This is a genomic window from Streptococcus sp. HMSC071H03 (assembly GCF_001813035.1).
Taxonomy (GTDB): Bacteria; Bacillota; Bacilli; order Lactobacillales; family Streptococcaceae; genus Streptococcus; species Streptococcus anginosus.
On the sequence record NZ_KV811160.1, the window covers coordinates 26,062 to 38,760 of the forward strand.

At 40.5% G+C, this 12,699-nt stretch carries 10 protein-coding genes and 1 pseudogene; 2 read left to right on the forward strand and 9 right to left on the reverse strand.

All coding sequences use genetic code 11. The annotated features are described in order from the left end of the window. Positions 1–101 precede the first annotated feature (101 nt). The 6 genes from HMPREF2887_RS04575 to HMPREF2887_RS04600 all read right to left on the reverse strand — a co-directional run bounded on the left by HMPREF2887_RS04575 (position 102) and on the right by HMPREF2887_RS04600 (position 8,471). Positions 102–578: a kinase gene (locus tag HMPREF2887_RS04575; RefSeq protein WP_041784063.1), complete on the reverse strand. Its 477-nt coding sequence runs from the start codon at positions 576–578 to the stop codon at positions 102–104. 17 nt (positions 579–595) lie between these two features. Further along, entirely contained in the window at positions 596–1,033 is a 438-nt protein-coding gene (locus HMPREF2887_RS04580; protein ID WP_021002175.1) for a CoA-binding protein, read from the reverse strand. 132 nt (positions 1,034–1,165) lie between these two features. Continuing rightward, positions 1,166–3,811, reverse strand: a complete 2,646-nt coding sequence (gene polA / locus HMPREF2887_RS04585; protein ID WP_057489832.1) for a DNA polymerase I — start codon at positions 3,809–3,811, stop codon at positions 1,166–1,168. A 296-nt stretch (positions 3,812–4,107) separates the two neighbouring features. Beyond that, positions 4,108–5,139, reverse strand: coding sequence for a sensor histidine kinase (locus HMPREF2887_RS04590; RefSeq protein ID WP_003040501.1), 1,032 nt, complete (start codon positions 5,137–5,139; stop codon positions 4,108–4,110). Position 5,140: 1 nt separating this feature from the next. After that, complete coding sequence (locus tag HMPREF2887_RS04595; protein WP_021002177.1) at positions 5,141–5,827, reverse strand: response regulator transcription factor; 687 nt, start codon at positions 5,825–5,827, stop codon at positions 5,141–5,143. Positions 5,828–5,924: 97 nt separating this feature from the next. Then, a complete protein-coding gene (locus HMPREF2887_RS04600; protein WP_084740748.1) occupies positions 5,925–8,471 on the reverse strand; it encodes an SSURE domain-containing protein in 2,547 nt (848 codons plus the stop codon). A 152-nt stretch (positions 8,472–8,623) separates the two neighbouring features. Between HMPREF2887_RS04600 and HMPREF2887_RS04605 the strand changes: the two genes are divergently transcribed. Both HMPREF2887_RS04605 and HMPREF2887_RS04610 read left to right on the forward strand, forming a co-directional pair. Continuing rightward, a complete protein-coding gene (locus tag HMPREF2887_RS04605) occupies positions 8,624–9,079 on the forward strand; it encodes a histidine phosphatase family protein (RefSeq protein WP_041784064.1) in 456 nt (151 codons plus the stop codon). A gap of 170 nt (positions 9,080–9,249) precedes the next feature. Then, positions 9,250–10,452 (forward strand): IS110 family RNA-guided transposase, encoded by a 1,203-nt coding sequence (locus HMPREF2887_RS04610; RefSeq protein ID WP_148131493.1) that lies wholly within the window; start codon positions 9,250–9,252, stop codon positions 10,450–10,452. A gap of 379 nt (positions 10,453–10,831) precedes the next feature. Here the strand turns inward: HMPREF2887_RS04610 and comW are convergent, their stop codons facing one another. From comW to HMPREF2887_RS04625, 3 genes and pseudogenes are all read right to left on the reverse strand, one after another. Next, positions 10,832–11,062 carry a sigma(X)-activator ComW gene (gene comW, locus HMPREF2887_RS04615; protein WP_003026583.1) on the reverse strand — a complete coding sequence of 77 codons (231 nt, stop codon included), beginning with the start codon at positions 11,060–11,062 and terminating at the stop codon, positions 10,832–10,834. 216 nt (positions 11,063–11,278) lie between these two features. After that, a pseudogene (locus tag HMPREF2887_RS04620) lies at positions 11,279–11,569 on the reverse strand (SDR family NAD(P)-dependent oxidoreductase); the annotation flags it as partial. Positions 11,570–11,595: 26 nt separating this feature from the next. After that, positions 11,596–12,648 carry a glycosyltransferase gene (locus HMPREF2887_RS04625; protein WP_021002180.1) on the reverse strand — a complete coding sequence of 351 codons (1,053 nt, stop codon included), beginning with the start codon at positions 12,646–12,648 and terminating at the stop codon, positions 11,596–11,598. Positions 12,649–12,699 lie beyond the last annotated feature (51 nt).

Here is a 12,699-nt window from a genome sequence, read left to right on the forward strand (position 1 = left end):
GATTATTATGAAAAAGTTTAGGATTTCTATCAAACAAAGTTAGGAGGTCTTCATTTGATAAATATAGTATAACCAAGTTAGCTTAAACCAAACTTAATTTTTTAGAACAAATTGATTTTTTTAGAAATTTCTTGAAAGGCATCTTTCAGCGAATCTTGATCTGTAAAAGTTGCTACTTCCCAACCTAAGAAATCACATTCTTTCCACCAACGTTTCATGTCAGCTGGACTGAAATCTACTTTCTTGCTCCTTGTTTGATGGCGGCGAACCGCTTCTTCAAAAGTCAAATCATAATAGTAAGACAGAACTTTTGGATAAAAGAGGTCACGCAGTTCTTCTAGCATTTGCCTGTAAATGTCTGTTTCATAAAATCCTTCAACGATAACCAACAAATCTCGCTCATAGCCATAACGGGCAATGGTTGCCGTCAAAGAGATTGACAAATTGTCCGGCCCGACTTTTTCTTTTAGCATGTCACGGCAAACGACATCTTGAGAAATGACAAGTGTCCTTCGTCCATAATACTCTTGCAATTTCTTTGCCAGACTCGTTTTTCCTGAACCAGAATTACCTCTGATATCACCAACGTTGGAATTTACCCTCCTAAAATCAGACGGGTATGCTCCTGCTTGATACAGCGGTTCATGACAATATCATCGTGCCCAACTGCACGAAGGATTTGCTCGGCTTCTTCATTTTCCAAGCCCAATTGTGCCCAGAAAATCTTAGCATTCACTTGCAGAAAATCACGCGCCACATCTGGCAAAAACTCACTGCGACGGTAGACATCAACAATATCCACCGAAAAAGGAATGTCCTTGAGACTGGCATAGACGGTTTCTCCTAAAATCTGACCGCCGGCTGCTCGCGGATTGACCGGAATAATCCGATAGCCCCGTTCTTGCATCTCCTTGGATACACGGTGGCTGGTTGCCTCTTCGCGATCTGACAAACCAACAACTGCAATCACCTTGCTGTTTTCTAAATAATGTTTGACAATTCCATCGCTGGGATTTTTGAAATGATAGGTCATAAAATTTTCTCCGTAATTTTTATGTATTGTGAGTCATGCTGATCCTTTTGAATCCGAAACACAGTTATAACCATTAAGAAGCCGAACGACACAAGAACCTCTCGTTGTCCTTATGAACTTAGCACCTTGTTTTTACTTTGCTTCATACCAGGTCTTACCCGCACTTTCGTCCGCTTTCAAGGGAACAGAAAGTTCAATGGCAGATTCCATGATGTCTTTGACCAGCGCTTTGATAGCGGTCAGTTCGTTTTCGGGCACTTCTAGCACAATTTCATCATGAACTTGCAGCAACATTCTGGTTTTAAAATTCCCATCTATCAGAGCTTGGTCCAGTCGAATCATTGCAATTTTGAGAATATCTGCAGCCGATCCTTGAATCGGTGAGTTGATAGCTGTCCGTTCTGCAAATCCTCGGACATTGAAGTTACGAGAATTAATATCCGGGATCTCCCGACGACGGTGAAAGAGAGTTTCTACATAGCCTTTATCTCGAGCCTCTCGTACCACATTTTCCATATAATTCTTAATTCCAGGATAGCGCTCAAAATAAGTATCAATATAGGACTTCGCTTCCTTACGGCTAATCCCCAGATTGTTGGCAAGTCCAAAGTCAGAAATTCCGTAAACAACACCAAAGTTGACAGCTTTGGCATTGCGGCGGTCATTTGGTGTCACATCTTCTGGTCTTTCGATATTAAAAACCCGCATGGCTGTTGAAGTGTGAATATCTGCCCCATGTCTGAATGCCTCAATCAGATGCTCATCACCTGAAATATGCGCCAAAACCCGCAGCTCAATTTGCGAATAATCAGAGCTAAGTAAGACACTATTCTCCCACTCTGGCACAAAAGCTTTCCGAATCAAGCGACCTTGCTCTAGGCGGATTGGGATATTTTGCAGATTAGGGTCAACACTTGATAGGCGTCCTGTCTGAGTCAAATCTTGAAGATAGCGAGTGTGAATCTTTCCGTCTGCTAGAATCCAGTCCTGTAGTCCCGTGACATAGGTTGATTGAATCTTAGCAATTTGCCGATAGTCCAGAATTTTTTCCACAATTGGCGCGATTGGTGCCAAACGTTCCAATACATCTACTGCCGTAGAATAGCCCGTTTTGGTTTTCTTAGTAAAAGACGTTGGCAAACCTAATTTTTCGAAGAGAATGCCCCCCAACTGTTTAGGTGAGTTAATGTTAAACTCCTCGCCAGCAAGCTCATAGATGTCCTGCGTTAGTTGGGTAAGAAGCACCTCATTTTCAGCCTGCATGGTTTGCAATGTTTCGCGCTTTACCTTGATACCAGCAATTTCCATTTTAGCTAGTACAAAGGCTAAAGGTTGCTCCATTTCGTACAGCAGATTAAGCTGGTCATGCTGGCGCAGCAAGTCTGTCATAGGCTTTTCCGTTTCAACGAGAACTGTGACTTTTCTGGCTAAATGGCTCAATAAAATAGCTTTTTCAGGCAGTGCCCGCTTAGCGCCTTTCCCATAAACCGCCTCATCTTCGGCGAGTTTGGTCTTGCCATAAAGACCAGCAATTGTTGCGATTTCGTTGTTATCAACGGTTGAAAGAAGGTACTTAGCTAAACGGCTATCAAATGCAGGTCGCGAAAGCTCAATGCCTAAGCGACTGAGCAAGACCTTGGAGCGTTTAAAATCATAAACCTTGAGGGCTGTGTTTTCCAAAAATTCTTTGAAAGCTGGTTGATGCAAGAGGTTGATGTCCTGACTGGCATAAATCTGCTGTGCATTTCCCCACGCAAAGCCCACCATCTCGTCTATGTGGTAATTGTCCCCCAACATTTCAAAGTAGAAAAAATCATCTTTACTGAGCATTTCTGGACGGACTTCCGTCACTTCCTCAAAAGCAATGTCAGCCGCCTCTTCTGGCTCTACTTCCGCTTCCAGCGCTTGCTTAAATTGTTTAAAGCCCATTTCATCATAGAATCTACCTAGTTGTTTAATATCTGATCCTCGATAGAGAATATCTTCTAAACCGATTTCAATCGGAGCTTGAGTGTCAATGGTGGCAAGTGTTCTAGATAAGAAAGCAATGTCCTTGTCATTGATGAGATTTTCCTTCATCTTAGACTGCTTCATTTGGTCAATGTTGTCATAAATGCCTTCCAGAGAGCCATATTCCAAGAGGAGCTTGAGTCCCGTTTTCTCACCGATTTTCGTCACACCAGGGATATTGTCCGAAGAATCCCCCATGAGAGCTTTAAGGTCAATAAATTGTGTGGGTGTAATTCCCATTTTTTCCATGAGGTAGGCTGGTGTGAATTCCTCAAACTCAGCCACACCTTTTTTAGAAATTTCCACAATAGTATTATCATCGGTCAGCTGGATTAGATCCTTGTCTCCGCTCACGATTGTCACATCGTAGGGTACAGGCGTGTTTTCAGCCATTTTATCCAGAGTTCCAATAATATCATCAGCTTCATACTGATCCAAGTCGTAATAACGAATACCTAACTTATCCAGCATTTCTCGGATAAAAGGAAGCTGCTCACGAAATTCCTCCGGCGTTTTAGCTCGACCACCTTTGTAATCAGCATACATCTCTGTCCGAAAGGTGGTCTTCCCCGCATCAAATGCCACCAAGATATGAGTCGGCTGTACACGTTCTATCAAGTGATTCAACATAAGATGAAAGCCGTAAATGGCATTAGTGTGAAGCCCAGACGGACTCTTAAAACGGTCAATTTGATTATACAGTGCAAAAAAAGCACGAAAAGCAACGGACGAGCCGTCAATCAATAGTAATTTATTCTTATTTTCCATAGACTTATTATACCATGAAACCAAAGAAATTTTCTGATTAAGGATAATGACCGCACGCAAAAGACTTAAGAAAAATTTCTTAATCCCTTATATATTTTGATACAACAATTTCTCCAAATGTTTCACCGCATCTGCAAAGTGATCCACTACATACGTCGCCGCTTTTTGGACATCCTTCGGAGCATATGCCATGCAGTAGGAAATATCGGATTTTTCAAAGATTGCAAACTAACTAATAAAAATAAAGAATGAGATAACCCGAAATGTTCATTTTTCTAGTCTATCTCACTTTCATTTTATAAATCTAATACAAGTGAAAAACTGCTACCTTGTCCATACTCACTTTGCACGAAAATATCACCACCCAATTGGCGTGCCAATTCACGTGCAATATAGAGCCCTAGACCGTGCCCGCCAGTTTTCATATTGCGAGAAGATTCTACCCGATAAAGTCGTTTAAATATTTTCTCCAAATCCTCTGACTTAATGCCCTGACCTTCATCTGCCACCGTTAAAGTCAAGCGCTTATTGTCAACCGCCGCATCAATAGTAAGCTTAGTGCCTGCTTCTGAATACTTAAAAGCATTGCTGACCAGATTGAGAATAATCCGTGACAGCTTATCATAATGACTCACGATTTTTGCTGATTCTGGCTGCACCGAAATCTGAATATCTCGGTCTTCTTTATCAATCACCAATTGGAACTCCGACATAATATCAATCAAAAGCTTATCAAGGAAAATTTCTTCTTTTTCAAGCGGTACATCTGGCTGATTCATCGTATTCAGAGTGATAAAACTTAGCTCCTCGACCAGCTTATTCAACCGATCGGTCTGCCGACTGATGGTTTTGAGATAATACTGCTGCTCATCTGCCGCAATCACACCGTCTAGCATTCCTTCCACGCTTGCCTGAATGGAAGTTAAAGGAGTCTTGATATCATGCGATAGTTGTGCAATCATCAAACCCTTTTCCTTCTCACTTTCTTCCAACGAAGTAAAGGTACTTTGCAAGTTTCTTGACATATTATTAAAAGCATCTGCCAGCTCTTTAAATTCAGTTGGATTTTTTATATCATTTACTGTTGCAAACTTCTTGTCAGAAATTCCTTTTATGAGCTGTTTTAATTTATCCAAAGAGAGGAAAACGCGGCTCAACAGCAAAAGGCTAACCAATGCCCCTGTAATACTAGCTAGAATGCTAATACCAATAATAAAATAAATATCACTTTTTGAAATCAGCATGGTGTTGACAGACCAGATGATTGCAACAACCGTGATCGTTGTGGAAATGAGGTATCCAACAATAATAAAGTGTTTTAATTTCATTTTAAACCTCTATCTTATACCCTAAGCCCCAGACGGTCTTAATTGTGGGCGTTTTTTCAGTACTGAACTTAGCTAAATCCTGCCGCAAGGCATGAATGTGAACATTCAACGTATTTGTATCATCTACAAAATCTTCTTGCCAGACTTTCTCATACAATTCTGTCTTAGAAAAGACCCGCTGAGGATTGCTGGCCAAAATCCATAGCAACTCAAAAGATTTAATGGTCATCATCAACGATTGTCCGTGCACTGTCACTTCGCGCGTTGCATGATTTATTTCTAAATCCCCTAGTTGGAGTTTTTCATCTGCTCCCACACTGCGGTGAATGCGCCGCAAGATATTATGCACCCGCAACACCAACTCCCGCGGACTGAAAGGTTTGGTAATAAAATCATCCGCTCCCATACTGAGGGAATAAATTTTATCCGGTTCAGATGTTTTAGCAGTGATAAAAAGGAAAGGTTGCTCCGGAGCAAGATACTGCACTTCGCCAATCAAATCATACCCGTCCATGTTGGGCATCATAATGTCGGTGACAATCAAATCAGTCGGATATTTCTTAAAAAGCTCCAAAGCTTCCTGCCCATCATGCGCCACATTGACTTCATAACCTGCCTGTGTTAAATAACGCTTGTTAATCTCGGTAATCTCTACTTCATCATCTACTAACAAAATTCTCTTCGTCATTTTCTTACCTCTATTGTGAAAAATAGTGTTATACCACGAAAAAGTATAACACTATTTCTATACTTGATTCAAGCGTTATTGCTCACAAATGCGAGAATTACTTCTTTTCTCTGCGTTTCATGCCAACAAGTGCTAAAATAGCTGCTGCACTTAATCCAAGAAGTCCTAGGACTGTCAAGCCAAGAGAGGATTTTTGACCTGTATTAGGAAGCGATTTTTTGCTTGCTGTAGCTTGTCCACCTTTTGAAGTTGTTGCAGAAGGTGTGCCACCTTTATTTGAATGCTTGCTTCCGTCATGATCTGCTTTTTTACCTTGGTTTTGTACCTGATCATTTTGACCTTGTTGAGATTGTCCTTTAGAGTCCGCTTTCTTTTCACCTTTTAGGTTAATCGTCACAGATTTCGTCGCAATGACATTCTTCAAGTCCGCTTTGCCATCTTTGGTTGCTCCATACACTGTAACAGTCGCTTTATACAAATGTGTTCCATTGGCTTTTAACTGTTCTAACAGAGCTTTGTCTTGTTTACCTGCAGCATTACCGTCCAATGAAACTTGGTAGAAATATTGGCCTTTGCCTAAGCCCGCTAGTGGCAATAGACCTGGATGCTTAGCTGAGCCATTATCTGACCAGGGTGCTCCGTTTGATGATTTGAGCAGAAGACGAGTCAGCATACCATCACCACCAAAGAGTTCATACGGAATCACTTGATTGACACCGGCTGTAAATGGTCCAGGAAAGACTGCATTTTTCAAGTAGCTTGCTGGAACATCAATCTTATCTTTGATATTTTCTGAAACAGATTTCTTGATTTGTTCTGCTGTTGTTCTGCCATTTAAGTTCAATTTTACTTGACGAGTCGCAATCACATTGTTCAAATCAGCCTTGCCATCTTTGGTTGCACCGTAAACTGTGACTGTTGCAGTATAGCTGTGCGTACCGTTGGCTTTCAATTGATCCAAGAGCGCTTTACCTTGTTTGCCGGCCGCATTACCATTGAGTGATACTTGGTAGAAATATTTGCCTTTGCCTAAGCCTGCTAATGGCAACAAGCCTGGATGATTCGCTGTGCCATTATCTGACCATGGTGCTCCGTTTGATGATTTGAGCAGAAGACGAGTCAACATGCCATCTCCACCAAAGAGTTCATACGGAATCACTTCATTCACACCAGCTGTAAATGGTCCAGGATGGTTCGCATTTTGTAAGAAGGACGCTGGAACATCTGTACTTTCTTTAATGTTTTCTAAGACGGATTTCTTAATTTGGTCCGCTGTTGTTGTGCCATTTAAGTTCAATTTTACTTGACGAGTCGCAATCACGTTGTTCAAATCGGCCTTGCCATCTTTGGTTGCACCGTAAACCTTAACAGTCGCAGTGTAAGTATGAGTGCCGTTGGCCTTCAGTTGGTCTAAAAGTGCCCTACCTTGTTTGCCTGCTGCATTGCCATCCAATGAAACTTGGTAGAAATATTTGCCCTTTGGAATGCCTGCAAACGGAGGCAAGCCTGCATGATTTGCTGTGCCATTATCTGACCATGGCGCTCCATTTGAGGATTTGAGTAGAAGACGCGTTAGCATCCCATCCCCCCCGAAGAGTTCGTACGGAATGACTTCATTCACGCCTGCCGTAAATGGACCAGGATGGTTCGCATTTTTTAAGAAGGACGCTGGGACATCCGTACTTTCTTTAATATTTTCTGAAATAGATTTCTTCGCTTGTTCTAATGAAGGATCTGCTTTAGATTTCAAACTATTAAGGTTAATCGTCACTTGACGAGTCGCAATCACATTGCTCAAGTCAACTTTACCATCTTTTGAACCATAAACTGTTACGGTAGCGGTGTAACTTTGTGTACCGTTCGCTTTCAATTGATCCAAGAGTGCTTTACCTTGTTTGCCGGCTGCCTTACCATTGAGTGACACTTGATAGAAATATTTACCTTTTGGAATGTTGGCAAAGGGTAGTAAGCCAGCGTGTTTTGCCGTGCCGTTATCTGACCATGGGGCGCCATTTGAAGATTTCAACAAGAGACGTGTCAGCATACCGTCACCACCGAAGAGTTCATACGGAATGACTTCGTTCACGCCTGCCGTAAAGGGACCAGGGTGGGTCGCGTTTTGTAAGAAGGAAGCTGGTACATCTGTACTACCTTTGATGTTATCCGCTACAGATTGCTTAGCTTGAGCAAGAGTTGGATCTTCTTGGGCTTTTGGAGTTGCTTCTTTTATAACCGTTTCTGTCGCCTTTTGGATTTTTTTCGCAGCTTCCGCGGTGGACTTGCCTACTTTGTTTTCTTTTGTAATTTCTTGTTTTTCTTGCACCTTTTTATCTGGTGTTTGAATTGTTTTGCCAGACAAGTCTTGTGAGGTTTTTGTTGTATTTGGTGTTTCTTTCTTTTCAGCTGACGGGCTTTCTATTTGCCCTACTTTCGAATCAAGTATGGATTTACCAAAGTCTGTCGAACTATTTGAAGGGGTTGTTGTCACCACCTTGTTTTGCGAACCAACTTGTGCATTTACAGGATTACTAATGAGAATAAAGAATCCGCTTGCCACAACTACGGAAGCAACACCTACACTTAACCGACGGATCGACCATCTTGTATATCTTTGATTGTCTGGACGATGATTTTTGTCAACCATATTATTTACTCCTTTGATTTATTTTTAATGGTTGATTAAAGTTTACCAAGCTCTTATTAACTATCCGTAAGACAAAGTTAAAATTTTTCTTAAATAAGCATTATTTCTTGCTTATGTATAGAATTTTCACATGTTGTGATATACTAGATTACATGAACAACACCTATTATTTTGTCCGCCATGCACATTCGACTTACACACCTGACGAATGGACACGCCCTTTGTCACAAAAGGGACTCGCTTCCCTCTCACAATTAAAAATACTAGAGAATAAGCCAATCTCTGCTATTTATTCTAGTCCTTACCAACGAGCAATTGAAACGATTGAGCCTTTGGCACTAACCTTTGGACTTCCGATTCAACTGGATAAGCGATTGATTGAACGAAAGCTAAGCAGTCAGTCGGTTTCCGACCAAACATTTGAAACTACACTCAAGCAACTTTGGCAAAATCCTGACAGTTCTCTACCGGGTGGCGAATCAAATCTCATAGCTCAAAACCGAGCTCTATCATTTCTGCAAGAATTAGAAGAAAACATACTAAGATTAGTAGTGAAGAAATCTCCGACGGGAGAGAGTACTCACTACTTTTTCTTTATGTTAAAGTAGTGGTGTCTTGTAAAGTCGTAGGGCTCTATGGCGCTAGACGTCGCTTGACAAACTGGCAAGACACCTTGTTTTAGGTGGAGTTTGATCAAAGTATGTGGGACGCTAAACGTCGCGTATTGAAAATAAAATCACTAAAACATGGAATTATTCAAGACAAAAGAGGTAATGTCATGCGTGCAGTATTTGGAATTGATGTAAGTAAAACAAGTTCTGAGGTGGCAATTTTAGTCAACGGTGAGAAGGTTCATGGCTACTCCATACTCAATGATGCCATTGGATTCAATCGCCTGTTGGGGGACTTGAAAACTATTCATAACCCTGAGATTATATTTGAGGCCACAGGCGTCTATTCTCGACGTCTTCAGGCTTTTCTTGAGGAATGTGGTTACGCTTATACACGGCTAAATCCACTGGAAGCTAAGAAGCAATTGGACAGTCTGCGAGTTCGTAAAACAGATAAAATTGACGCTGAAAAGTTGGCTAAATCTCAGCTTGTGCACAATCGTAAACCAACTTACGTGCAGGAAGAAGTTTATCAACACCTGCGTGATTTAAGCCGTTTCTATCAAAATATGACTGAAGATCTTGTTCGAGCTAAAAACCGTCTGCACAAGGTTCTACAAGTCACCTTTCCTGAATTGGAAAATCTCTTATCCACACCAACTGGAGAGCAATATTGGAACTTAGTGATGGCTTTTCCATGTAAAGAGTTTGTATTAAGCCTATCTCAAAGTGACTTGTATGAGATTATCCGTCAATCTACCTCCAAACGCATCTCTGAAAAGCGTATTGCTTACCTGACTGATAAACTTATAAAACTCGCTAAACAATCTTTTTGTGCGGTCAAGAAAACCTCTCCAATGCTTGAAGAGGTTCGTTACTATGCTCAAGAATTGCTTCGTCTTTCTGAACGCAGACAAGTTGTCTTAAACGACATGGTAGCTCTAGCTCAGCCTTTACCAGAGTATGACATCTTACGGTCAATTCCTGGCATCGCAGAAACCACAGCGACATCTATCATTGGCAAATTGGGAGATATTCGTCGATTTCATTCTGCCAATCAAATCAACGCCTTTATTGGCATTGACCTGAGACACTATGAATCTGGGAACTTTCTCGCTAAGGAACACATCACTAAACGAGGTAATCCCTATGCCAGAAAAATCTTGTTCAAGTGCATTCACAACATCGCTTCAGCTAGTCATACCAATCCCTGCCATATCGCTGACTTTTATGAGAAACGAAAAAGACAATCGACAATAGCTTCAACTAAGCCACATACGATTGCCTCTATACATCGTCTCATTCGAACAATGTATTACCTCATTACGCATAACAAACTTTTCGATTATTCTTTGACCCAAAATCGATAAGGCTGTCTATGTCGTATTATTGTAACACCTTGTTTCAAAAAATACCAGATGAGGTGTTTTTTAGCATGCCATTTTATGGATCAAAAAGTGTTAAAAATAAGACAGTAACCTCAGAATAGCTACTGTCTTATCTCTTTTTTTACTTAAAGCCTTGATAGACTTGAAAAATGGTAGAAAAAATGGTAGAAAAGAGCCCTTATTTACCATGGGCTGAAACTATTCAGGAAAAGTGCAAATAGAAAACGTTCCAGAGTCAAATCAACTTTGGAACGTTTTTTCAATATACCTTGTTATTGGGCGGTTACACTCAACCACTGCGTCTTGCTCGACAATCCAAAGACAATTTAGAGGCTAGGACTTTTGTCCCAGCCTCTAAATATCAAGCCGAGCTCAGCATCAAGGACTGCAAATACCAGCGATAAGCTGCCCGATAATGATAGGCATTAAAAAACTTCATCTCCCCGATACCGTAGCGTATCAGGTAGTATATCAGATAGTGCAGACGCAGGCTTTCCCACTCCATGCTAGCCTTTTGACAATGGGCATACTCAGCCTCAAGCTCCCCATAGTAATCTCTGAATTGATTATAAATTTCTTGAATTTCCATCATAACTCCAATCTTTTTGCTTTAACACTAGTTTAGCGCAAAAAGGAGAGGTTTCGGGACAAGAAACATATCTGGTCTCATTTTAGAGCCAAAAGGTAGGTAGGGCGCTAGAAAGTGACATTTCAGGGAAGAATTTTGACATTTGGGAGTTGGGGAGTAACCTTTTTGATAATCATTTACGATTAAATACTTTACTATGTTGAAATTTGAGATTGGCTAATATTTTAATGGTTCTTGCACAAACTCACCAACTGCCTCATAAACTGTAAAATGAATCACTGCATCAATATGATTTTCCTCAAATACCTGACTCATAAACTTTTTGTCTGCAATAGAACCTTGATAAAAAGGAACCGTCACACCTGTAATAGTTTTTAATCTATCTAAGACCTGAAGCGAACTATTTGAAAAATCATCTACAACTACAACATCATAGCCACTTTTTAATAATTCCACTACTATGTAGCTACCGATATAACCTGCACCACCTATGATTAAAATCTGTCTTATAAGACTATCACTTCATAATAACAATCTCACTTCAATTTTGATAGTGCAGTCCTCAAATATTGCCCTTGCCGAAGTTTACTACCAATTTGTTTAGCATTTTCTAACATTTCTTTGTATTGCTCTTCTGACAAGGTATCTAAATTTTCTTTTAAATCAGAAAGAGAAGAAACAACTAGACCACACTGTTTATCTATCACAAAATGAGCCAGTGCTGACTCTTCCCAAACAACTACAGGGAAGCCTGCCGCTAAATAAAGTGAAGCCTTGTGCGAGTTGTTATAGCGAAGGTACTCACCAAATACACCACTACATGTCTCAGCGCTATCACCATCCCAGACAAGACCAAAACCACCCTCAAGAGCTGCTGGTAACTCGTCAGGTAAGAAGGACCCAAAGTAAGTCTCATTCGCAAGAGCTCTGCTCTCGTCGAAGCCAACACCATAAAGGTTATAAGCAGGTTCTTCAGGAAGAGAGTAAAGATAACCAGCTTTTTCCTGAGCCAAATTGCCAGCTACAATGATTGGCTGGTCTTTTGTCAGTCCACTTTTTTCTTGGAAATTTGGAATCAAATAATCAAAAATTCCAAGACTCACAATCTTATCTTCTGCAACTCCTTTATTTACCAAAACAGATTTCATAATAGGATTATGGGCAATAATCCCATCAGCTGCACCAAGCAGACCTGACTCTTGAATTTGAACTCGAATCTTATGCTTCAAAGGAAAATTCTCAACATTAACATAACGAAGAGCTTCTAAATCGTGGATAATAAAATGAACTTTTACGCCTTTTTTCTGTGCTTTCTTTACATGATGTGTTGTGAAAAAACTATGATGAAGCATTGGGAACTGGATCAATAACTCATCACCTTGCTTTAGTTGAGCCAAGGCCTGACCAAAAGCCTTGGATTTATGAAGCTGTGCTTTAAGTGTACTCATCTCGTACCAATTATCAACTGAAAGAACCAAGGCTTGATAACCTTCTCTCTTTACAATTTCTTCAACATCATTACGTGCCTTATTACCGGCATTTTTAACATTATTATCGTGTAAAAATTCTTCTTTTAAATAGTATTTCATCTCTTATTTCTCATTTTTCAAAAGCTGATTTTTCAGGATAGCGTTCTTTCA